The organism is Brevundimonas vancanneytii (assembly GCF_901421975.1).
GTDB classification, from domain to species: Bacteria; Pseudomonadota; Alphaproteobacteria; order Caulobacterales; family Caulobacteraceae; genus Brevundimonas; species Brevundimonas diminuta.
The window spans coordinates 1607802-1629694 of sequence record NZ_LR588407.1 but is presented as its reverse complement, the minus strand read 5'-3'; the positions used below and the strand labels follow the sequence as shown (position 1 = coordinate 1629694).

Genomic DNA, 21893 nt, shown 5'->3' with positions numbered 1-21893 from the left:
TGGATATGAAAAAGGCTCCGGATCGCTCCGGAGCCTTCTCATTATCGGGTCTGCCGCGCTTCGCGCTGCTTTAGGCCGAAGGACTGACCGTGATCAGTCCTTCTTGTTGTCGACGCCGTGGCCGAGAGCCTCGACCGCCGATTCCAGGGTCGTGTCCTCGGTGATGTCGATGCCCTTGGCCAGCTTCGAATGGGCGAAGCCGTACAGGCCGTAGATCAGGGCGCCGACCAGGGCGTAGACGCCCAGGATGGTCAGCGGCAGCGGATTGTCGTTCAGAGCGTGCGTCACCATCGGGATGAAGTTGAACGACGCCAGGGTCAGACAGGCCAGGATGCCCAGAACGGCCGTGACCATGCCGCCCGGCACCTTGAACGGACGCTCCATCTCCGGGTGCTTGATACGCAGGACGATGACCGACAGGCAGACGATGGCGAAGGCCGTCGCCGTGCCCAGCGACACCAGGTCGCCCAGGATCGAGATGGGCAGGAAGGACGCCGCAATGGCGATGACGATGCCCAGCAGGATGGTCCCGATCCACGGGGTGCGGAACTTCGGGTGCACCAGGGCGAACGCCTTGGGCAGCAAGCCGTCGCGCGCCATGGTGTAGAAGATGCGCGTCTGGCCGTAGCACAGCACCAGCATGACCGAGGATAGGCCGGTGATGGCGCCGATCTTGATCAGGAAGGCGATCAGGTTCAGTTGCCCGCTCGGCGCGCCGGCCAGCGGCACATTGGCCCATTCCAGGCCCATGCGGTCGATGGCGACGGCGATCGGCGCCGGCGAGGCCAGCTCCAGGTAGGGGACGACGCCGGTCATGACGGCGGCCACGACCATGTAGATCAGGGTGCAGACGAACAGGGCGCCCAGGATGCCGATCGGCACGTCCTTCGACGGGTTCTTGGCCTCGGCGGCGGCGGTCGAAACCGCTTCAAAGCCGACGTAGGCGAAGAAGATGATCGAGGCGCCGCGGAAAATGCCGCCCACGCCGAACTGGTCCCAGCTTTCGCCTTGCGGCGGGATGAAGGGATCCCAGTTGGCCGGGTTGATGTACTGCAGGCCTACGGCGATGAAGGTCAGCAGGACGATGATCTTGATGACGACGATGGCGTTGTTGATGTTCGCCGATTCCGACACGCCCAGCACCAGCAGGCCGCAGACGGCGGCGATGCCGACGGCCGCGACCAGATTGAAGGTGCCCGTCAGCGGGAAGCCTGCATTGTCGCCCGAGGCGACGTACTGGATCAGAGGGGTGGCCCACTGAGGCCCTTCGCCGCCGGGATAGGTTATTGTCGGGAACAGACTGGCGCTTAGGCCGAAGTCATTCAGGATCGACACGACGTAGCCGGACCAGCCGACCGCCACGGTCGAGGCCGCGACGCCGTATTCCAGGACCAGAAGCCAACCCATGACCCAGGCGAAAACCTCGCCCAGGGTGCCGTAGGCGTAGGTGTAGGCCGAACCCGACACCGGCATGGTCGACGCCAGTTCAGCGTAGCACAGGCCCGCCAGGGCGCAGGCGATGCCGGCGATGACGAAGGAGAACATGATGGCCGGACCGGCGTGGGCCGAGGCCACCTGACCCGTCAGAACGAAGATGCCGGCGCCGATGATGGCCCCGATGCCCAGGCTCATCAGATTCAGCGGGCCGAGAGTCCGTTTCAGCTCGCTTTTGGCGGCTTCCTTCTGAATCTGGGCGATGGATTTTTTAAGAAATAGCCGGTTTCCGGCAGGCTTTACGCCATCTGCAGACATGCAGGTGCGCCCCCAACTTATGCGACGACCCCTCCCGGGTCGCCTTCTTGGGCGGGGACGCTAGCCATCTGAACGCTCAGGCGCAACGCGGTTTACGAAGGATGACGCGTCGACGACGCTTTCGTGAACCCCGTCGAAGGCGCTACAGGCCGGTGATGTTGCCGATTCACGCCGTTCTTGAGCCGCTGAAGGCGGCCCTGGCCCAGACCCACGCCGTCGTCCTGGCCGCGCCGCCGGGCGCGGGCAAGACCACGGTCGTGCCCTTGGCCTTGCTGGATCAGCCGTGGCTAGGCGAAGGCAAGGTCTTGGTGCTGGAGCCGCGACGACTGGCCGCGCGCGCCGCAGCCGACCGCATGGCCGCCTCTCTGGGTCAGAAGGCTGGCGGAACCGTCGGATATCGCACCCGCCTGCAGAGTCGGATCGGCTCGGAAACCCGAATCGAGGTGGTCACCGAGGGCGTCTTCACGCGGATGATTCTCGACGACCCTGCGCTGGAAGGCGTGGGCGCCGTTCTGTTCGACGAATTCCACGAACGCAGCCTGGATGCCGACCTGGGCCTAGCCTTGGCGCGCGAGAGCCAGTCGGTGTTGCGCGACGATCTGCGCCTGCTGGTCATGTCGGCCACGCTGGACATCGTGGGAGTGTCGCGCCTGCTGGACGACGCGCCCGTCGTCGAGGCCGAAGGGCGGATGTTCCCGGTCGAGACCCGCTACCTGGGCCGAAACCCGGTCGAGCGGTTCGAGGACGCCATGGCCAAGGCCGTGATCCAAGCCTTGCACGATGAGACCGGCTCCATCCTGGCGTTCCTGCCGGGGCAGGGCGAAATCCACCGGGTCGTTCAACGGCTGAATGATCGTCTGCGCGATCCGACCGTCGATGTCGTCGCCCTATATGGCGCACTGGACAAGGGCGAGCAGGACCGCGCCATCGAGCCTGCGGCGCCCGGCCGCCGCAAGGTGGTGCTGGCGACCTCGGTGGCCGAGACGAGTCTGACCATTGAAGGCGTGCGCGTGGTCATCGACGGGGGTCTGTCGCGCGTGCCGCGATTCGATCCGTCCAGCGGCCTGACGCGGCTGGCTACGGTCAAGGTCAGCAAGTCGTCGGCTGAGCAGCGCCGGGGCCGCGCGGGCCGGGTCGAACCCGGCGTTTGCTATCGCCTGTGGGACCAGGAGCAGACGCGCGGCCTGGTCGCCCACCAGCGGCCCGAGATTCAGGAGGCGGACCTCACCGCCTTCGCCCTCGATCTGGCGCGGTGGGGTGCGAAGTCGGTTGAAGGGCTGGCCCTGCTGGACCCGCCGCCTGCCGGGGCCATGGCCGAGGCGCGCAGGGTGCTGGCCCGTCTCGGTGCGTTGGACGCCAAGGGCGATCTGACGCCGCACGGACGGCGGTTGACGCGCATTCCGCTGGCGCCGCGGCTGGCGCATATGGTCGCGGTCGCCTCGGATCAGGGCGACGCTCTAGGCGGGGGGAAGATCGCGGCCGTGCTCAGCGAACCGGGGCTGGGCGGGAACGGCGTCGATCTGCACGATCGCCTGAAGGGGTTTGAGCGAGATCGCTCGCCGCGCGGCCGCGATGCGATGAAGCTGGTCGAACGCTGGGCGCGGGCGGCAGGCGGCGGTCGAGACGGAGAGGCGGATGCAGGTCTGCTGCTGGCCGAAGCCTTTCCTGAACGCATTGCGCGCGCCAGGGGCAAGCCGGGCGAGGTGCTGCTGGCCTCGGGGCGCGGCGCCTTCATCGAGCCGACGGACCATCTGGCCCGCGAACCTTGGCTGGCTGTGGCTGAGCTGGGAGGCGGCGACGCCCGCGACCGCATCCGTCTGGCGGCGGGGCTGGACGCCTCGACGCTTGAAAGCGATCTGGCGCATCTGATCGAGGTCGAGGACAGGCTGGCGCGCGAGCCTTCGGGCAAGCCGGTGATCCGCCGTATCCGTCGCATCGGCGCCCTTGTGCTGGATGAAAAGGTCGTCGGCGCGCCGGACCGAGCGGCCATGACGGCGGCGCTGAAATCGGAGATCGAGGCCGGGGGCCTGGGCGCGCTGAAATGGGGCGAGCAGGCAGGAGCGCTTCGGGCGCGCCTGGCCTTCCTGCGTGGGCTGGACGAGGCTTGGCCCGACGTGTCGGATGAAGGCTTGCTGGCGGCGCGAGAGGACTGGCTGTGGCCGTTGCTGGATGGGGCGCGGTCGCTGGCCGACATCGGCGACGGCAGGCTGGCCGAGGCCTTGCGCGGCCTGATCCCTTGGGACTTGCAGCGCAGGTTGGACGAGCTGGCGCCGACGCGCCTGACCACGCCGCTCGGCAGCGCGGGCGTCGACTATGCCGCCGAGGGCGGACCACGCGTCGAAATCCGCGTGCAGGAACTGTTCGGGGTGAAGACCCATCCGACGGTGGGCGGCGGCCGCATCCCTCTGACGCTTAGCCTGCTGTCGCCCGCACGAAGGCCGGTGCAGGTGACGAAGGACTTGCCGGGATTCTGGTCTGGTTCATGGGCTGCGGTCCGCAGCGAGATGCGGGGCCGCTATCCGCGCCACCCCTGGCCGGAAGACCCGGCCAATGCGACGGCGACCAACCGGGCCAAGCCGCGCGGAACCTGATCCTTGTCCGCTTGACGCCTGACAGCGGCGCGCCGCAAAGATCGTGCGTCAACCGTAAGGATTTCGCGTGACCGACGCCGCCGTTTCACCGCCTTCCGCCTCCAAGCGGCGCGTTCTGTTTGCCAGCCTGATCGGTACGACGATCGAGTTCTACGACTTCTACATCTACGCCACGGCGGCGGTGCTGGTTTTTCCAGACCTGTTCTTCCCCGGCGGCGATCGGATGACGGCCATGCTGGCATCCTTCGCCACCTTCTCCATCGCCTTTTTCGCGCGGCCGATCGGAGCGGTCGTTTTCGGCCACTTCGGCGACCGAGTGGGTCGTAAGGCGACCCTGGTGGCGGCGCTGATGACCATGGGCCTGTCGACCATCGCCATCGGCTTGCTGCCGACCTGGCATTCGGTCGGAGTAATCGCGCCCCTGCTGCTGGCCCTTTGCCGGTTCGGCCAGGGACTGGGGCTGGGCGGCGAGTGGGGCGGGGCGGTGCTGTTGGCGACCGAGAACGCCCCGCCCGGCAAGAAGGCCTGGTTCGGCATGTTCCCGCAGCTGGGCGCGCCGATCGGCTTCATCCTGTCGACCCTGTCCTTCATCATCCTCAGCCAGGTGATGAGCGAGAGCCAGTTTATGGCCTGGGGGTGGCGCGTTCCCTTCATCGCCAGCGCCCTGCTGGTCGTCGTCGGGCTGTGGATGCGGCTGAAGATCACCGAAACGCCCGAGTTCAAACGCGCCATCGACCGCGCCGAACGGGTCCAGGCGCCCGCACTGACGCTTGTGACGCACCACAAGTTCGCCCTGCTGACCGGAACCCTGGCGGGGCTGGCGACCTTCGTCCTGTTCTATCTGATGACGGTCTTCGCCCTGGGCTGGGGTACGACCAGCATGGGCTATACGCGCGAGCAGTTCCTGCCGATCCAGTTGCTGGGCGTCTGCTTCTTCGGCCTGTTCATTCCGTTGGCGGCCTTGGCGGCGGACAAATGGGGGCAGGGGCGGACCCTGCTTGTAACCACCGTCGCCATCGCCCTGTTCGGTCTGATCCTGGCGCCCTTGTTCGGCGGCGGAGGCAAGGCGGGCGTGGTCGCCTTCTTCATCATCGGCTTCAGCTTGATGGGCTGCACCTACGGACCGCTGGGCGCTGCGTTGGCGAGACCGTTTCCGACGAGCGTGCGATACACCGGCGCGTCCATGACCTTCAATCTGGCGGGCATCCTCGGCGCCTCGCTGGCGCCCTATGCCGCGACCTGGTTGGCGGGTCACTACGGCCTTCACGCCGTCGGCGCCTATCTGACCCTGGCGGCCGTGCTGACGGTTCTGGCCCTGATCGGCATGGGTCGCATCAAGACTGAAGGCGAGGCCTAGAGGCTGGAGCCGTAGGCCGCGTCCGTCACGGCATAGACCATGACACCCGTCGCGACGGCCAGGTTCAGGCTGTCCGCCCGGCCGCGCATCGGAATCTTGACGTTCAGATCGCAGGCGGCGGCCAGTACGTCGGTCAGGCCCGCCTGTTCATTGCCCATCATGATGATGGCGGGATGGCGCACAGGGCTGTCGCGATAGCCGTGCGTCGCGTCCAGGCGGGTGCCGATCACGCTGCCCGGCCATGAGGCGCGCCAGGCCAGGAACTCTTCGCGCGAGGCCTTGCTGATGGTCACGGCGAAGACCGAGCCCATGGTCGCGCGCACCGCCTCGACCGAGAAGGGATCGACGCAATCGCCGATCAGGATGACCCCGCCGCACCCGGCCGAGTCCGCGGTGCGGATGATGGTGCCCAGATTGCCCGGATCGCGCACCTGCTCCAGCGCCACCCAGCAGGGCTTGGCGTCAGGCTGGATGGCGTCCAGCGGGGTATAGACCTGTTCGAACACGCCCAGCACCGTCTGCGGATTGTCGCGACGGCTGATCTTTTCGAGGATGGCGTGGGTGACGACGATGATCTGGCCGCCGGCCTTCAGCGTTTCGGCCTTGGCGCGGTCCAGCAACGGATGCGGGCGGGCGTCCTGACCGACCAGCAGCATGACCGGCGCGCGGCCCTGATCCAGCGCTTCACCGATGAACTTCAGCCCTTCGGCCAGGAAGCGGCCGGTCGCCTCGCGCTCCTTGCGCATGTGCAGGGCGCGCACAGCCTTGATCGTGTCATTGGTCAGAGAGGTGATGAGGCGTTCGGTCATCGGGCGCGACCCCCGTCGTTGCTCCATCGGGCGAAGAAGCTGAGGCCGATGGCGCGGGCGTCCTTGCCGTCTTCGGACAGGGCCAACTCGCCCCAGTCGATACGGCCGCCGCGATCATGGGTCGCCTCGGCCATCATGTGCGCCAGCGACAGGCCGGAAATCCGCGCGGCATAGGCGTTCAGCAACAGGAAGGAGGCGTCGTCTGACAGCAGGGCGGCGCAGTCTTTCAGCAGCCCCGGCATGTCCTCGAACAGGCGCCAGACCTCGCCGTTGGCGCCGCGACCGTATTTCGGCGGGTCCAGGATGATGCCGTCATACTTGCTGCCGCGACGGACTTCACGCGCGACGAATTTGCGGGCGTCCTCGACGATCCAGCGGATCGGGCGGTCGGCCAGGCCTGACAGTTCGGCGTTCTCGCGGGCGTAGGCGACCGACTTCTTGGAGGCGTCGACGTGGGTGACGTGGGCGCCTGCCGCCGAACAGGCCAGGCTGGCCACGCCGGTGTAGCCGAACAGGTTCAGGATCTTGGGTTGCTGCAGGGTGCGGACGCGCGCGTCCAGCCATTCCCAGTTGGCCGCCTGCTCGGGGAAGAAGGCCAGATGGCGGAACGGGGTGAACCGTCCCATGAAACGCACGTCGCGCCATTGCAGAGGGAAGGCGTCGATCGGGCCGTGGGCGTCGAAGCGCCAGCGGCCGGAATCCTCTTCCTCCTGTTGCGGGTCGAACATGGCGTTGGCGCGCTCGAAGGCGTTCTCGTCATGCGCCTTCCAGAAGCACTGCGGCTCGGGCCGTACGACGGTGTAGCGGCCGTAACGCTCCAGCTTGCGGCCGTCGCCGCTGTCCAGAAGGGCGTAGTCCGACCACCCGCGCGTGACGAGGGTTTCGGGCGAGGATGAGAGAACCGGAGCCATGCGCGCTGATAGGCGCTCAGGCGGCCGCTCGTCCAGCGTCAGCACCGTCGATCATGGCGATATCAGGTTCGGGTTCGGGTTCAGCCTGATGCGGGGTCTTGTCCCAGTGATGCGGTTCAAAGATCAGTCGGATCACAGCATGGGCGAACGCCAGGCTGAGCAGGCACCAGTAGGCGAGGGACGCCAGCATGTCGCCCAGGCCATAGGAACCGCCTGCCTGTCGGACGCCCCGGTGCTTCAGCAGCCAGGCGGCGATGACGCCGGAGACCAGAACGATACTGCCCAGCGGCGAAAAGTGAGGAAGGCGCCCGGCGACGATAGAGGTTAGGGCCAGACTGAACACCCAGGCGGCGCAGGCGGCGTGAATAGCAGCTGACGCCACTCCGGCGCCGACGGTGGCGGCCAGCGCCGCCCAGCCTCGCCAGCCCATTCCCTCTCGATAGCGCGTATGGACCGCCAGGGTTTGCAGGTACCCTTTCAGCCAGCGTGTGCGTTGCGGCAGCCACAGCGGCAAGGGGCCGGGCGGCGGTTCGTAGGTCGGCCTCTGGATGACCCCGAGTCGATAGCCGGCGCGCCAGATGCGAAAGCCCAGATCGGCGTCCTCGGTGACGTTCCAGGCGTCCCAGCCTCCCAGCGCGCGCAAGACGGGCACGCGGAAGTGGTTGCTGGTTCCGCCGAGAGGAAAGGGCAGGGCCAGACGACTCATGGCCGGTAGGGTGACCTCAAACAGGGCGGCGTATTCGGCCGCGAACTGTCGGTCGAGAAAGGGGCTGGCGCTGGCCTTGTTCCTGCAGCGGATGCGTAGCGGCGCCTGAAGGCAGGCCAGGCTGTCGCCTTCATGGATGAAGCGTGTCGCCGCCTCGCGCAACTGCAGCGGGTCGGGATCGTCTTCTGCATCATAGATGGTGATCAGGTCGCCGCTACAGCGCGCCAGGGCGTAGTTCAGGGCGCGGGGCTTGGTCTTGGGCGCGCCGGGCGGCACGATCAACACCTGAAGCCAGTCAGGCCTGGGCAGGTCCAACGCAGCCTTGATCGTCGCGACGTCATCCGCCTCAAGCGCGAGAAAGCCTTCGAGACGATCGCTCGGATAGTCGATATCGGTCAGCCGCTCGATCAGTTGCGGCAGGACGGCCGTCTCCTGATACAAGGCCGCCACAACGGTGTAGCGAGGCCATGAACATGACGGGGCCGTGCAAATTTTCGGCGTGTCAGACAAGGGCTGGACACGGCTGTTCCAGAGCAGGAACACCCTCCATGCGGCCAAGCTCATGAAGCCGATCTGCAAGCTCAGAAGTACGACCGACCCCGACAGCGGGGCCATGGCCGTGGCGCCCAAAACGCCGGTGAGAATGAGGGTGAGACCCAGCGTCTGACGGGTTGTCAGCGTGGTCCGCGCAGACTTCAGAGCATCGTCGTCCGCCCGGGCGGCCGTTCCCCTTCGCATCGTCGCCCTCCCGTCCAGAGACCGACGTTATACTGACATTTCTGTAAAGCAATATATTTGGCCGGAGCCGACTTTTGCGGTTATCACTGGCCACACACACGGGGAGTTCAGCTTGGGGAGCATTCGAGTGTCGCTCGCATCTGCCGCATCGTCGCGTTCGACACGAAAACCCAAGGGTGAAGGGCACGAGCGCCGTGCAGAAATCCTGGCGGCGGCGGAAGGTATCTTCGTCGAGCGGGGCTATGAAGGGGCCACCATTCGCAAGATCGCGGATGAGGTGGGCCTGTCGTCGACCGCCCTCTATATGCACTTCGCGGACAAGGGCGAGATTCTCAACGAAATCTGTCGCAACGCCTTCGACACCCTGGCCGAGCAACACCGACGGACCTTGGCGGAGGATTCGCCTCCCTTGGCGCGGCTGCGGCGGATCGTCGAGAACTATATGGCGTTCGGATTCGCCAATCCCAACGCCTATCGCCTGGCTTATCTGACTCCGCAGGTCCATACGCGCCACGGCGCCGAGACCGTGGCGCAACAGAGCGGGGCCGACCTGTTCCGCGCCTTTGTCAGCGTGGTCGAGGAGGCTGTCGATCAGGGCGCGCTGCGAGGCGATCCGCGCACGCTGGCGCAAGTTATCTGGGCCAGCGCCCATGGGCTGGTCTCGATCATGACGACCAAGCCTTATTTCGATTGGGCGGATCGTGAGACCTTGGTCCGGACCCAGATGGACGCCTTGTTCGCGGGATTGACCGCCTCGTGAAGGTCGCGATCGCGGCCGTCGTTTCGGTGATGGCGTGTTGGAGCAGCGTCGCGGCGGCCGAGCCCTTGCGGGTCATGGCGCTGGACCAGTGCGCCGATCAGTTTGTCCTCGCCCTTGCCCCTGACGCTGAGCTGGGTCTGTCTCCGAGAGCGGATGATCTCGATTCCTGGCTGCGCGCTGACGCCCAGGGCCATCGGCGAGTGCGGCCGACGTTGGAGGCCGCTGTCGGCTTTCGACCCGATGTGGCGGTGCGCTACTGGGGCGGCGACGCCCGCCTTCTGGCCGCCTTGGAGCGCGATGGCGTCCGCACGGTTACGATATCCGACGCCACGGACATGGATGGGGTTCGCGCCAACATTCATGCCGTAGCTCAAGCTCTGGGCCGCCCTGAGCGAGGCGAGGCTTTGGTGCAGCGCATGGAGGCGCAGTTGGCCAAGGCCGAAGGCGCAGGCCGAGAGCGCAAGGCCGTTTATGTCACAGTTAGCGGCTTCACTTCCGGGCCTGGCTCATTGATGGACGCTGTCCTACGCGCGGCTGGGTTTCGCAATGCAGTCGAACGGCCGGGTTATCAACCTCTGGGTCTGGAAAGGGTGCTGCTGACGCCGCCCGCCCTGTACGTGAAGGGCTTCTTCGACCTGGTGCGTTCGGATTGGCGAGGGGCGGGACGGCATCCGGTGATGCAACGCGCCATGCGAGGGCGGACGGCGGCTGAACTGCCCGGTGCGACGCTGACGTGCCCGGCCTGGTTCGCAGCTGACGCCGCCGCGCAGCTGGCCGAGCAGGCGTCATGAGCAAGACTTCGACGCTGAATATCGGCTTGGCGACGGCGATCACGTTGGCGATCGCACTGGCGGTGACTCTGGGCGAGACCCGTTTCAACACCACCGATTATATGATGGCCTTGGGCGCTCCGGGCTCCGGACCTAGCGAGGTGCTGTGGCTCGTGCGCGCGCCCCGAGCGGTCTGCGCCCTGTTCGTCGGCGCGGCTCTGGGGCTGGCGGGGGCGGTGATGCAGGGGCTGTTGCGCAACCCGTTGGCGGAGCCAGGCGTGCTGGGCGTGTCCGCGACTGCGGCCCTGGCCGCCGCGACGGCCATCGTGCTGGGTCTAGCGGCGATCCCCGGCGCGGTGGAAGTTTCGGCTCTGTTCGGCGCGACGGTCGGCGGCGGGCTGTTGATCGCCCTGGCCGCACGGGTGCGGACGCCCGAGGCGCTGATCCTGTTCGGCGTGGCTCTGTCCAGTTTCGCGGGCGCGTTGACCGCCTTGATCTTCAACCTGTCGCCGTCGCCGATCGCCTCGGCGGAGGTGATGAACTGGCTGCTGGGCTCGGTCGAGAACCGTAGCTGGATTGATGTCGCCTGGGTGGCGCACGCCGTGCTGATCGCCGGCCTGCTGGCGCGAGGTGCGTCGCCAGGCCTGCGGATGCTGACCCTGGGCGAGGAGGCGGCGCGGGCGTCTGGCCTGTCGATGGGACGGATGCGGGTGCTGGCGCTGGCGGCTGCCGCCGTGGCGGCGGGCGCGGCGGTGGCTGTGGCTGGCGTCATCGGCTTCGTCGGTCTGGCGGCGCCGCATCTGGTGCGGGCGGCGGTGCGCGGCGATCCGGGGCGACTGCTTCTGCCGTCAGCCCTCGCTGGCGGTTTGATGTTGGTCGCCGCTGATCTGGCGGCGCGTATGCTGCCGACGGATCAGGAGTTGAAGCTGGGCGTCTTCACCGCCCTGGTCGGCGCGCCTTTGTTCGCCCTGATCGCCTGGCGCGCGGCGCGGGAGTGGCGACTGTGAGCTTTCTGTTGGAGCTAGAGAAGGCCCACGTCCGCGTCGGCGGGGTTGATGTGCTGAAAGGCGCGTCCCTGTCGGTGCGGCCGGGCGAGGTGGTCGCCCTGTGCGGGCCGAACGGGGCGGGCAAGTCGACGGCGGTGCGCGCCGCCATGGGGCTGACGTCGCTGACGCAAGGCGCTGCGCGCTTGGGCGGCGATGAGGCGCGGCGTCTGTCCGATCGTCAGCGCGGCGAGCGCGCAGCCTATCTGCCGCAGGACCGCTCCATCGCCTGGAACCTACCGGCGGTCGAGTTGGCGGCGCTGGGCGCGCCCTTCCTGGCGGGCGCCGCCGCGCTGGACCGGGCGCGCGCCGCGCTGAACGAGGTGGGCGTCGGTCATCTGGCGGATCGCGGCGTGGCCGAGATGTCGGGCGGCGAGCGGGCGCGCGTTCTGCTGGCCCGCGCCCTGACGGTTTCCGCTCCCTTGCTGGTCGCGGACGAGCCGATCGCCGGTCTAGACCCTGACGCTCAGCTTCTGGTGCTTGAACGGCTGCGGGCGCGCGCAGGCGCCGGGCATGGCGTCCTGGTCAGCTTGCATGACCTGACGCTGGCCGCGCGCTTCGCCGATCGGGTCGTGGTGCTGGATCAAGGGCGGACGGCGGCCGACGGCGCGCCGACCGAGGCCCTGTCGCCGCGCGTGCTGAAGACCGTCTTCAACCTCGACGCCGTCTGGCTGGAGGCCTTGGACGGGCCGCTGCTGGCGGCTCGCCGTCTGTCGTCCCAGTAGCGGATCAGGGTTGATAGGGACGCGGGCCGGTGTTGGGCGGCGTGCCGCGCGCCAGGTCCGCCGAGGGCGTCAGAGGCGCCGAGCCGCCGTTCAGGCGGGCGCGATAGACCTGCATGTTCTCCATCACCCGCATCATGTAGTTGCGCGTCTCGGTGAAGGGGGCGCATTCGATGAAGTCGATGGGATCAACCTGCGCCTGACGCGGGTCGCCGCAGCGAGCGGTCCATTGCGGCGGGCGCGCCGGGCCGGCGTTGTAGCCGACGGAGGCCAGCAGCGGAGAGCCGCCGAAGTTGTTCATCAGTTCGCCCAGGTGGTAGCTGCCCAAGGTCATGTTGACCTCCGGATCCCACAGCTGTTCGGAGCTGAATGAACGGCCCATGCGGCGCGCTACGCCCTGCGCCGTCGCGGGCAGAAGCTGCATCATGCCCCGCGCATCGGCGTGCGAGCGGACCAGAGGATCGAAGCTGGATTCCTGACGGGTGATGGCCAGGGCGAACTCGTTCGGCGCCATGCCCGGAACCTGCTGCGGCAGACGGATCGGATACATGCGCTCGGGCATGACGAAGCCGCGCTGGCTAGCCGCGCGGCCGACCATCATCGAGCCGAACTGGTCGCCGTAACCCTGCATCAGGTCGAACAGCTGCGACAGGTCGTAGGGTGAGGGCAGGGTGTCATCCAGATGATAGGCGAAGACCCGCATCAGGGTCTTCTCGCCGATCTGACCTAGGATGCGGGTGGCGCGCACCACTTCATTGCCTTCGAAGCGGTTCACGTCTTCCGCCGACGGCGACGGCTCGCCAGGCAGAGTCAGGGTCGTCGCGCCCGCCTTTTCCGCCGCGAGCTGACCGTAGAAGGTCTGCCAGTGCTCGGCGCCCGCCTGATACCAACGCTGGGCGTCTTGTCGATCGCCGCGCGCCTCGGCTGCGCGGCCCAGCCAGTACAGGGCGCGGCCCTGGGTGATCGGGGTCGAGGACGCGTTGCGCAGGACTTCGAAATGCTGGGCCGCCGTCGCCGGGTCGTTCAGCTTGGTCAGGGCGACCCAACCGGCGAAGAATTCGGCGTCGACCTTGCGCTCGCCCGAAGGGAAGCCGTGGCCGTTCATGGCGGCGTAGGCGGCGCGGGGGTTCCCTTGTTGCAGAGCGTCCAGGAAGTAGTTGCGGCGCTCGCTCCACAGGGTGTTCTGGCCGTCGGCGTGCGACGGCGCGGCGGGCAGGGCGGACAACAGGGGGAAGGCCTCGGATTGACGTCCGGCCGAGCGCAACAGGCGCACCCGTTCCAGCACCACGGCTGGATCATTGGCCTGGCTCTGAGACAGGCCGCTGACGATCACATCGGGAGCGTAGGCGGTGCGCAGCGCCATTACGGTGTTGGCGACAGCCTGGCGATCGGCCGGGACCAGGGCGACCATGGCGCGCGTCGCCGGGCCGTGCGGCCCCAGCAGCAGCATGTTCAACCGCGTCACATGGTCGTCGCTGGTCAGCCAGCCGCCCCAGCGCGCATAAATTCGGCTTTGCTGAGCCTCTTCAAAGCTCTGGGTGCGCCACCAGTCGCGAATCAGGGCCTGGGCCTCCTGACGGCGACCCGTCTGCTCCAGCGCGCCGGTCAGGGCGATGGCGCCCTGAGCCGTGGTCGGTGCGGTTCCGCTGAAGAAGGCCAGGACGGCGTCCGGCGATTGACCCGCCATGTCCAGCGCACGCTCGCCCGCCGCCCGACGCGAATCGCCGCGCGGCCAGTTGGCCAGGTCGGTCTGGGCCAGCGCCAGGTCGCTGTAGGACATCTGCTTGTCCGAGGTGTCGACCAGCGCCCACTCGACCAGCTTGCGCGCGGTCGGATCGGAAATGCGCGCCATGATGGCCTGCGTGCCCACGACGTCGCGCGCCCGCGCGGCCGTCAGCCCTTGCTGCACCAGGGCGGCGTCCTGGCTGCTGATGATCCCGCCCTGACTGGCGGAATAGGGCGTCGGCGTGCTGTTCAGCACGTCCTGAGCCGATGGAGTCAGTATCGCCAGGGCGGCGGCCACGGTCGTCGCGATCATCAGATATCTGATCCTCATTCATCTTTGGTTGCGGCCAAGCGGCGGGCAACCTACCCTTTGCCGATTAGTGACGGGCGGAACGCCGCCCATTTCTCCGCGCAGGTATGTTGTTCCCATGACCGCCCCCTTGTTCAAGGGCGTGATCACCGCCCTGATCACACCTCTTCGTGACGGAAACGTGGACGAGGCCGCTTTCAAGCGCCTGTTGGAACGCCAGATCGCCGCTGGGGTTCACGGCGTCGTGCCGATGGGCACCACGGGAGAGAGCGCCACCCTGCACCTGGACGAGCATAAGCGCGTGGTCGAACAGTGCGTCGAGATCGCCGCCGGCCGCATCCGCGTCATCGCCGGCGCGGGTTCGTCCGCGACGGACAAGGCGATCGAGCTGACCCGTTTCGCCAAGACGGTCGGCGCGGACGGGGCCCTGGTCGTCACCCCCTATTACAATCGCCCGTCGCAGGCCGGGATGCAGGCGCATTTTGAAGCCGTGGCCGACGCCGTGCAGTTGCCGATCCTGCTCTACAACGTGCCGGGCCGTACGGGCGTGGACCTGGCGAACGAGACGACAGCGGCCCTGGCGGCGCACCCGAATATCGTCGGCATCAAGGACGCCAGCGGCGACGTGGCGCGGGCCAGCTGGATGCGCGCCAACATCGACGGCGCTTTCGACCTGATCTCGGGCGATGATTCCAGCTATCTGGGCTATGCCGCCCACGGCGGCGTGGGCGTCATCTCCGTGACCTCGAACGTCGCGCCCGAGGCCATGGTCGCCCTGTATGACGCCATCCAGGCCGGCGACTTCGCCGCCGCGCGCTCGTGGCAGGAGCGCCTGATCGGCCTGCACAAGGCGCTGTTCCTCGAGAATTCGCCGTCGCCGACCAAATACGCCCTGGCCAAGCTGGGCCTGTGCGCGGAAGAGGTCCGCCTACCGCTGTCGCTGACGGCCGATCCCGTGAAGCCCGCCATCGACAAGGCGCTGGCCGAGGCCGGGGTCGCCTGATGGCCGCAGACTCGCCCAAGCAGAAGACGATCGCCGAGAACCGACGCGCGCGCTTCGACTATTTCCTTGAGGACCACATCGAGGCCGGCATCCAACTGCTGGGCACCGAGATCAAGGCGTTGCGCGATGGTCGGGCCAATATCGCCGAAAGCTACGTCTCGCCTGAAGGACGCGAGATGGTGCTGATCAACGCCGACATCCCGCCCTACAAGATGGCGAACCGCTTCAATCACGAGCCGCGCCGCCATCGGAAGCTGCTGCTGCACCGCAAGCAGATCGACAAGCTGATCGGCGCCGTTCAGCGTGATGGCCGCACCATCGTGCCGGTGCGGCTGTATCTGAACGAGGCGGGCAAGGCGAAGCTGGAAATCGCCCTGGCCAAGGGCAAGAAGCTGCATGACAAGCGCGAAGCCTCGGCTGAGCGCGACTGGCAGCGCGACAAGGCGCGCCTGCTGCGCGACAAGGGATAAGTGCAGTTCCGCTTTGCGCGCCGCGCGACGCGCGATAAACGACGGATCATGGGGCGCGTCTTGCGGAGTTCATGGTGAAGATAGCCGAACGCTGGTTCGTCATGGCGGGCGTGGCCCTGCTGGGCGCCATCGCCGTGGCCGGTGTGGTGGTGGCGATCTACGCCGCCTGGGTCTTGCACGACATGCCGGACGCCTCCGAGCTGGCGGACTATCGCCCGGCGACGGCGACGCGCGTCTATGCCGAGGACGGCACCCTGATCGGCGAATTCTCGGATCAGCGCCGAATCTACGTCACCTATGACCAGGTGCCGCAGACGGTCGTTCACGCCTTCCTGGCGGCGGAGGACCAGAACTTCTTCAGCCACGGCGGCATCGATGTGTCCGGCATCGGCCGGGCCATGTTCAAGAACGTCTTCAACGTGCTGTCCGGTCGTCGCCTGGAAGGCGGCTCGACCATTACCCAGCAGGTGGCCAAGAACGTCCTGCTGACCAGCGAGACCAGCCTGAACCGCAAGCTCAAGGAAGCGGTGCTGTCCAGCCGCCTGGAAGCGACGCTGAGCAAGGAACAGATTCTCGAGCTGTATCTGAACGAGATCTACCTGGGCTATCGCTCCTATGGCGTGGCCTCGGCGGCCTATAACTATTTCGGCAAGTCGCTGGATCAGCTGACGCCGGACGAAGCGGCCTTCCTGGCGGCCCTGCCCAAGGGACCGACCAACTATCACCCCAAGCGCTACCCTGAGGCCGCGCTGGGACGCCGGAACTGGGTGCTGGGCGAAATGGCCGACAACAAGTGGCTGTCGGACGAGCAGTTGCAGACGGCCCTGGCCCGTCCGTTGAACACCCGTTCGGCGCCGCGCCGCGCGGAATACGCCGACGCCGACTTCTTCGTCGAAGAAGCGCGCCGCCGCGCCATCGCCCTGTTCGGTCAAGAAGAGGTCAACCGCGGCGGCTATTACCTGCGCACCACCCTGGATCCGCAGCTGCAATCGGCGGCGCGCGACGCCCTGATGCGCGGGCTTGAGGACTACGACCGTCGTCACGGCTGGCGCGGCGCCTGGGGCACGACGGACTTCGCCGAAGGCTGGCAGGCCGAAGCTCAAAAGCGCACGACCCCGCCTGAGCGCCGTTCATGGCAGGCGGCCGCAGTCGAGAACGTCAGCGGAAGCACCATCCGGGTCCGCACGGCCAAGGACGATCAGACGGGCACGCTGCGCGCGGCCGACGTGACCTGGTCCAACGCGGGGCGCCGTCCGTTGAAGCGCGGCGACCTGATCTTCGTCGAGCGCCAGGCCGGCCAATTCGCCTTGAAGCAGGTGCCGGCCGTCAACGGCGCCCTGGTCGCCATCGAACCGCAATCGGGCCGCGTCCTGGCGATGGTCGGCGGCTATTCCTACGCCCTGTCCAGCTTCAACCGCGCGACCCAGGCCCGCCGCCAGCCCGGTTCGGCCTACAAGCCCTTCGTCTATGCGGCGGCGCTGGAAGGCGACTTCACCCCGGCCTCGATCGTTCTGGATGCGCCGATCAGCTTCCCCGGCGGCCCTGGCGGTCGCGCCTGGACGCCCCAGAACTACAGCCGCCAGTTCTACGGCCCGCAAAGCCTGCGTCGCGGCCTGGAATTGTCGCGCAACGTCATGACCGTGCGTCTGGCCCAGGCGGTCGGCATGAAGAATGTCGTCGACCTGTCTAAGAAGATGGGCGTGGTGGACGACATGTCGCCGAACCTGGCCATGTCGCTGGGCGCCGGTGAAACGACGCCGTATCGCATCACGGCCGCCTACGCCGCCTTCGTCAACGGCGGGCGCCGGGTCGATCCCTATCTGATCGAACTGGCCCAGGACCGGAACGGTCAGACCATCCATCGCGCCGACCGTCGTCAGTGCCGCGACTGCAGCCGTGGTTTCAGCGGTCAGGAATCGCCGCGCCTCCAAGACCGCGGAACCCAGGTGATCGACCCGATCACCGCCTATCAGATGAGCTCCATGCTGGAGGGCGTCATCCAGCGCGGCACGGGCGCCCGCGCCCGAAGCCTGGGCCGCTGGGTCGGGGGCAAGACGGGCACGACCAATGAATACCGTTCGGCCTGGTTCGTCGGCTTTTCGGCCGACATCGTCGTCGGCGTCTTCGTGGGCTTCGACGACAACCGCTCTCTGGGCGGGGGCGAGGCGGGGGCTTCGACCGCCGTGCCGATCTTCATCGACTTCATGGAAGACGCCTTGAAGGAACGCCCGGCGCGTCCGTTCGTGAAGCCGAAGAACGCCATCTTCCGCACCGTGAACGGCATTGAGGAAGCCTTCCGTCCCGGCACCGAGCGCCAGTTGCGTGAAGAGGCGCCGCGTCCGGCTGCGCCGGAAGGACCGCAGAACTATTACGACGTCATTCGTCGCGAGCAGGAAGCCAAGTCGCAGCTTCCGGCGCCGGTCGCGCCGCCGCCGGTCGCGCCGCCGCCGCCCAAGAAGCAGCCTGCTGAGGACTTGAGCGACCTCTACTGACGCTCTAGGTAAGCCCACCACCCGGCGCGCCTGTCACCAGGCGCGCCGTTTCACCCTATGTCGCGGAGATTGCGATGAGACCGGATGTCGAGGCCATGAAGGCCGACATCGAGCAGAGCGTCGCTCTGCTCAGGAGGCGACTTTGACTGGGATGTCGCTCTAAGAAAGCTCGATGAGCTAAACGCGCGGGTCGAGGATCCGACGCTGTGGGACAATCCCGAGCAGGCCCAGGCCGTCAGCCGCGAACGCTCGCGTCTGGAAGCCCAGGTCAGCGCCGTCAAGGAAATGGAGCAGGGTCTCGAAGACGGGATCATGCTGGCCGACATGGCCGACGAGGAGGGCGACGAAGCCACCCTCGAGGACGCGCGCGAGCAGTTGAAGGCCATCAAGGAACGCGCCGCCCGCGCTGAACTTGAAGCCCTGCTGTCCGGCGAGGCCGACGGCAATGACGCCTATCTGGAAATCAACTCCGGCGCCGGGGGCACCGAGTCCAACGACTGGGCCGGGATGCTGATGCGGATGTACAGCCGCTGGGCCCGCGCCCACGGTTATGAGGTCACGATCGAGGCCGAAGAGCAGGGCGAACAGGCGGGCATCAAGTCCGCGACCCTGCAGATCGCCGGGCCGAACGCCTATGGCTGGTTGAAGTCGGAATCGGGCGTTCACCGCCTGGTCCGCATCAGCCCCTACGATGCGGCGGCCAAGCGCCACACCAGCTTCGCCTCCATCGGGGTGTCGCCGGTCGTGGACGATACGATCGAGATCGACATCAACCCGGCCGATGTGCGCACCGACACCTATCGTGCTTCGGGCGCCGGCGGTCAGCACATCAACAAGACCGACTCGGCGGTGCGTCTGACTCACGTTCCCACCAACACCGTGGTCGCCTGTCAGGCGGGACGTTCGCAACACCAGAACCGCGAACAGGCCTGGAAGATGCTGCGCGCGCGTCTGTACGAGCTCGAGCTTCAGAAGCGTGAGGCTGCGGCTCAGGCTTTGGCCGACGCCAAGACCGATATCGGCTGGGGCCACCAGATCCGCTCCTATGTTCTGCAGCCGTATCAGATGGTGAAGGACTTACGGACGGAGGTAGAGACCTCGGACACCCAGGGGGTTCTGGACGGCGATCTGGATCCGTTCATGGGGGCTGCGCTCGCGGCCCGCGTGGGCGAGACCCGCGAGGGCTGAACGACCTGCCGGATCGACGCATAAAAAGGGCGGCCTTCGCGGGCCGCCCTTTCTCGTTATGGCTGCCGGCGCCGATCAGGCGGCGGGCTTGTCCTCGACCTTGGCGTCCGTCTTTGCGGGTGCGGGCTTTTCGGCCGGGGTAGGGGATTCCAGCATGTTGGCGCCGGGCGTGTCGCGCTTGGCCTGGGTGCAGCGGCCCTGGAACCAGGCGCCTTGTTCGATCGAAAGCTGTTCCTGGGTGATGTCGCCCTCGACGCGCGAGGTGGCGAACAGCTTGACCTGCTTGGCGACGATGGCGCCCGAGACGCGGCCGCGCACCTCAAGAATGTCGGCGTGGACCGTGCCCTCGACCGCGCCGCCTTCGCCGATCACCACGCGCACGACGCGGATATCGCCCTTCAGCGAGCCGTCGACCTGAAGCTCGCCCGCTCCAGAGATGTTGCCTTCGTACTTCACGCCGGCCGACAGCGTCGACAGGCTGGACGAGCGCGAGGCGGGGCGCGCCGGCTCGGGCGCACGGGCAGGGGCGGCGGAGATCGGGGCGGCGGCGGGGGTCGGCTTGGCCGGTTCGGGCGGCGTCGGAATGCCCAGTCCGCTCGAGGTACTGTTGTCGAGGGGTTTGTTCTTGTTGAACATCTATACTCTCCGCGTCACGCCGGGACGACCGGCGTTTGGTCAATGTCAGCCCCTGAGGATACAATCCCTGCCGATACTTAGGGGGGGCTGAGACGGAGAGGTCAAGCGGGGCCTTTCGAACCCCGCTCGCCGATCACAGCGCTTCGACGGCGGCCAAAACCTCTTCGGCATGACCCTTCACCTTCACGTTCCGCCAGGCGCGGCGGACCGCGCCCTGGCTGTCGATCAGGAAGGTGGCGCGTTCGATGCCCATGTATTCGCGGCCGTAGAGCTTCTTCTGCACCCAGACGCCCCAGGCTTCGGTGACCGCGCCGTCTTCGTCCGAGCCGAGCACGACCTTGAGGTCATGCTTGGCCTTGAAGCGGTCCAGCTTCTTCACCGTGTCGCGGGACACGCCGATCACCACGGCGTGGGCCGCCGCGAAGCGATCGATCAGGGTCGAGAAGTCCTGGCCCTCGGTCGTGCAGCCCGGCGTGTCGGCCTTGGGGTAGAAGTAGAGGACGACGTTCTTGCCCTTCAGCCCGTCCAGCGACACGCGCCCGCCGCCATCCGTCGCCAGGTTGAAAGCAGGGGCGGGGGTGTTTTCGGTGATGTCGGTCACAGCGCTCTCCCTAAACCGGCCGCACCAGCACCAGCTTCTTCTTGCCGGCGCCGAGTTTCAGCACGCCGTCCGTGTTCAGGTCGGCCTCTTCGATCAGGCGGGCGCCGTCGTTGACGACCTCGTCGTTCAGGCGAAGGCCGCCGCCCTGGGCCAGACGGCGCGCTTCGCCGTTGGAGCCGCTCAGGCCCGCCTTGGTCGTAACGGCGGCGATCATGGCGCCGATCACTTCGTCACGCGGCAGTTCGACCGTCGGCAGGTCGGCCGACAACTGGCCTTTCTCGAAGGCGGCTTCGGCGGCGGCGCGGGCGGCCTGAGCGGCCTCGACGCCGTGCAGCATGGAGGTGGTGGCGTCGGCCAGCGCCTTCTTGGCGTCGTTGATCTCGGCGCCTTCCAGCGCCTCATAGCGTTCGATCTGATCCAGCGGCAGGTCGGTGAACAGGCGCATGAACCGGCCCACGTCGCCGTCCTCGGTGTTGCGCCAGTATTGCCAGTAGTCGAACGGCGACAAGGCGTCGGCGTTCAGCCACACGGCGCCGCCGACCGTCTTGCCCATCTTCTGGCCCGAGGCGGTGGACAGCAGCGGCGTGGTCAGACCGAAGGCGGCCTTGTGGTCCACCTTGCGGGTCAGTTCGACGCCGTTGATGATGTTGCCCCACTGGTCCGAGCCGCCCATCTGCAGCGAACAGCCATAGCGACGGTTCAGCTCCAGGAAGTCGGTCGCCTGCATCAGCATGTAGTTGAACTCGAGGAAGGTCAGCGGCTGTTCGCGGTCCAGGCGCAGCTTGACTGAGTCGAAGCTCAGCATGCGGTTGATGGTGAAGTGCGTGCCGTAGTCGCGCAGGAACTGCAGGTAGCCCAGCTGCGACAGCCACTCGTCGTTATCCAGCATGATGGCGTCGGTCGGGCCGTCGCCGAAGGTCAGGAATTTCTCGAACACGCCTTTGATGCCGGCGATGTTCTTGGCGATCTTTTCCTCGGTCAGCAGGGGGCGTTGGGTGTCCTTGAACGAGGGGTCGCCGACCTTGGTCGTGCCGCCGCCCATCAGGACGATCGGCTTGTGTCCCGCCTGCTGCAGGCGGCGCAGCAGCATGATCTGGATCAGGTGGCCGACGTGCAGCGACGGCGCCGTGGCGTCGAAGCCGATATAGCCCGTGACCACGCCGGACGCCGCCGCCTCGTCCAGTTCGACCGGGTGGGTGATCTGGTGGATATAGCCGCGTGCCTTCATCAGGCGCAGGAAGTCCGACTTGAAGGCGGTTTCGGAAACGGTTTGGGTCGTGGGCTCGGTCATGGTCGGGTCCGTAGCATC

At 67.2% G+C, this 21893-nt stretch carries 18 protein-coding genes; 10 read left to right on the top strand and 8 right to left on the bottom strand.

Features of this window, described 5'->3' with window-relative positions:
* Window positions 1-93 precede the first annotated feature (93 nt).
* Window positions 94-1752, bottom strand: a complete 1659-nt coding sequence (locus tag FGL25_RS08040; RefSeq protein ID WP_003164820.1) for an amino acid permease — start codon at window positions 1750-1752, stop codon at window positions 94-96.
* Between the two features lie 155 nt (window positions 1753-1907).
* On the opposite strand from FGL25_RS08040, the gene hrpB reads away from it, so the two are divergent.
* Together hrpB and FGL25_RS08030 are read left to right on the top strand one after the other, a co-directional pair.
* Window positions 1908-4343, top strand: coding sequence for an ATP-dependent helicase HrpB (gene hrpB / locus FGL25_RS08035; protein ID WP_138141411.1), 2436 nt, complete (start codon window positions 1908-1910; stop codon window positions 4341-4343).
* Between the two features lie 67 nt (window positions 4344-4410).
* A complete protein-coding gene (locus tag FGL25_RS08030; protein WP_138141410.1) occupies window positions 4411-5700 on the top strand; it encodes an MFS transporter in 1290 nt (429 codons plus the stop codon).
* Here the strand turns inward: FGL25_RS08030 and FGL25_RS08025 are convergent.
* From FGL25_RS08025 to FGL25_RS08015, 3 genes are read right to left on the bottom strand one after another with little or no spacing between them, the layout of a single operon-like run.
* Entirely contained in the window at window positions 5697-6509 is an 813-nt protein-coding gene (locus FGL25_RS08025; protein ID WP_138141409.1) for a TrmH family RNA methyltransferase, read from the bottom strand. The two genes, FGL25_RS08030 and FGL25_RS08025, sit on opposite strands and share 4 nt — an antisense overlap.
* Complete coding sequence (locus FGL25_RS08020) at window positions 6506-7420, bottom strand: class I SAM-dependent methyltransferase (RefSeq protein WP_138141407.1); 915 nt, start codon at window positions 7418-7420, stop codon at window positions 6506-6508. The genes FGL25_RS08025 and FGL25_RS08020 overlap by 4 nt, the downstream gene beginning before the upstream one ends.
* A 16-nt stretch (window positions 7421-7436) precedes the next feature.
* Entirely contained in the window at window positions 7437-8741 is a 1305-nt protein-coding gene (locus FGL25_RS08015; protein ID WP_252970090.1) for a glycosyltransferase family 2 protein, read from the bottom strand.
* A 250-nt stretch (window positions 8742-8991) separates the two neighbouring features.
* Here FGL25_RS08015 and FGL25_RS08010 point away from each other — a divergent pair, with 250 nt between their 5' ends.
* The 4 genes from FGL25_RS08010 to FGL25_RS07995 are packed head-to-tail and all read left to right on the top strand — an operon-like array spanning window position 8992 to window position 12162.
* Window positions 8992-9624 carry a TetR/AcrR family transcriptional regulator gene (locus FGL25_RS08010; protein WP_088411678.1) on the top strand — a complete coding sequence of 211 codons (633 nt, stop codon included), beginning with the start codon at window positions 8992-8994 and terminating at the stop codon, window positions 9622-9624.
* Entirely contained in the window at window positions 9621-10415 is a 795-nt protein-coding gene (locus FGL25_RS08005; protein WP_138141405.1) for an ABC transporter substrate-binding protein, read from the top strand. The genes FGL25_RS08010 and FGL25_RS08005 overlap by 4 nt, the downstream gene beginning before the upstream one ends.
* Window positions 10412-11401, top strand: a complete 990-nt coding sequence (locus FGL25_RS08000) for a FecCD family ABC transporter permease (RefSeq protein ID WP_138141403.1) — start codon at window positions 10412-10414, stop codon at window positions 11399-11401. The genes FGL25_RS08005 and FGL25_RS08000 overlap by 4 nt, the downstream gene beginning before the upstream one ends.
* Window positions 11398-12162 (top strand): ABC transporter ATP-binding protein, encoded by a 765-nt coding sequence (locus tag FGL25_RS07995; RefSeq protein ID WP_252970089.1) that lies wholly within the window; start codon window positions 11398-11400, stop codon window positions 12160-12162. The genes FGL25_RS08000 and FGL25_RS07995 overlap by 4 nt, the downstream gene beginning before the upstream one ends.
* A gap of 4 nt (window positions 12163-12166) precedes the next feature.
* Here FGL25_RS07995 and FGL25_RS07990 read toward each other — a convergent pair whose 3' ends face one another.
* A complete protein-coding gene (locus FGL25_RS07990; protein ID WP_252970088.1) occupies window positions 12167-14197 on the bottom strand; it encodes a lytic transglycosylase domain-containing protein in 2031 nt (676 codons plus the stop codon).
* 115 nt (window positions 14198-14312) lie between these two features.
* On the opposite strand from FGL25_RS07990, the gene dapA reads away from it, so the two are divergent.
* The 4 genes from dapA (at window position 14313) to prfB (ending at window position 19347) form a co-directional block, all read left to right on the top strand.
* A complete protein-coding gene (gene dapA / locus FGL25_RS07985; RefSeq protein WP_088411683.1) occupies window positions 14313-15197 on the top strand; it encodes a 4-hydroxy-tetrahydrodipicolinate synthase in 885 nt (294 codons plus the stop codon).
* Window positions 15197-15667: an SsrA-binding protein SmpB gene (gene smpB, locus FGL25_RS07980; protein ID WP_088411684.1), complete on the top strand. Its 471-nt coding sequence runs from the start codon at window positions 15197-15199 to the stop codon at window positions 15665-15667. The genes dapA and smpB overlap by 1 nt, the downstream gene beginning before the upstream one ends.
* A 71-nt stretch (window positions 15668-15738) precedes the next feature.
* Entirely contained in the window at window positions 15739-18159 is a 2421-nt protein-coding gene (locus tag FGL25_RS07975; protein ID WP_046653952.1) for a penicillin-binding protein 1A, read from the top strand.
* A gap of 74 nt (window positions 18160-18233) precedes the next feature.
* A protein-coding gene (gene prfB / locus FGL25_RS07970; protein ID WP_112999793.1) for a peptide chain release factor 2 occupies window positions 18234-19347 on the top strand; the annotation gives its coding sequence in 2 pieces (ribosomal slippage) (window positions 18234-18302 and window positions 18304-19347; 1113 coding nt in all).
* 75 nt (window positions 19348-19422) lie between these two features.
* Here prfB and FGL25_RS07965 read toward each other — a convergent pair.
* The 3 genes from FGL25_RS07965 to tyrS all read right to left on the bottom strand — a co-directional run bounded on the left by FGL25_RS07965 (window position 19423) and on the right by tyrS (window position 21875).
* Window positions 19423-19983 (bottom strand): bactofilin family protein, encoded by a 561-nt coding sequence (locus tag FGL25_RS07965; RefSeq protein ID WP_138141398.1) that lies wholly within the window; start codon window positions 19981-19983, stop codon window positions 19423-19425.
* 133 nt (window positions 19984-20116) lie between these two features.
* Complete coding sequence (locus FGL25_RS07960) at window positions 20117-20584, bottom strand: peroxiredoxin (protein ID WP_138141397.1); 468 nt, start codon at window positions 20582-20584, stop codon at window positions 20117-20119.
* A 10-nt stretch (window positions 20585-20594) separates the two neighbouring features.
* Complete coding sequence (gene tyrS, locus FGL25_RS07955; RefSeq protein WP_138141396.1) at window positions 20595-21875, bottom strand: tyrosine--tRNA ligase; 1281 nt, start codon at window positions 21873-21875, stop codon at window positions 20595-20597.
* Window positions 21876-21893: the final 18 nt, after the last annotated feature.

Excerpts from the sequence above, each read along its gene's own strand:
- tyrS (WP_138141396.1), bottom strand. The coding sequence starts at position 21,875 with ATGACCGAGCCCACGACCCAAACCGTTTCCGAAACCGCCTTCAAGTCG.
- smpB (WP_088411684.1), top strand. The coding sequence starts at position 15,197 with ATGGCCGCAGACTCGCCCAAGCAGAAGACGATCGCCGAGAACCGACGC.
- FGL25_RS07990 (WP_252970088.1), bottom strand. The coding sequence starts at position 14,197 with ATGATCGCGACGACCGTGGCCGCCGCCCTGGCGATACTGACTCCATCG.
- dapA (WP_088411683.1), top strand. The coding sequence starts at position 14,313 with ATGACCGCCCCCTTGTTCAAGGGCGTGATCACCGCCCTGATCACACCT.
- FGL25_RS08000 (WP_138141403.1), top strand. The coding sequence starts at position 10,412 with ATGAGCAAGACTTCGACGCTGAATATCGGCTTGGCGACGGCGATCACG.
- hrpB (WP_138141411.1), top strand. The coding sequence starts at position 1,908 with ATGTTGCCGATTCACGCCGTTCTTGAGCCGCTGAAGGCGGCCCTGGCC.
- FGL25_RS08020 (WP_138141407.1), bottom strand. The coding sequence starts at position 7,420 with ATGGCTCCGGTTCTCTCATCCTCGCCCGAAACCCTCGTCACGCGCGGG.
- FGL25_RS07975 (WP_046653952.1), top strand. The coding sequence starts at position 15,739 with ATGGTGAAGATAGCCGAACGCTGGTTCGTCATGGCGGGCGTGGCCCTG.
- FGL25_RS08025 (WP_138141409.1), bottom strand. The coding sequence starts at position 6,509 with ATGACCGAACGCCTCATCACCTCTCTGACCAATGACACGATCAAGGCT.
- FGL25_RS08040 (WP_003164820.1), bottom strand. The coding sequence starts at position 1,752 with ATGTCTGCAGATGGCGTAAAGCCTGCCGGAAACCGGCTATTTCTTAAA.
- FGL25_RS08015 (WP_252970090.1), bottom strand. The coding sequence starts at position 8,741 with ATGGCCCCGCTGTCGGGGTCGGTCGTACTTCTGAGCTTGCAGATCGGC.
- FGL25_RS07965 (WP_138141398.1), bottom strand. The coding sequence starts at position 19,983 with ATGTTCAACAAGAACAAACCCCTCGACAACAGTACCTCGAGCGGACTG.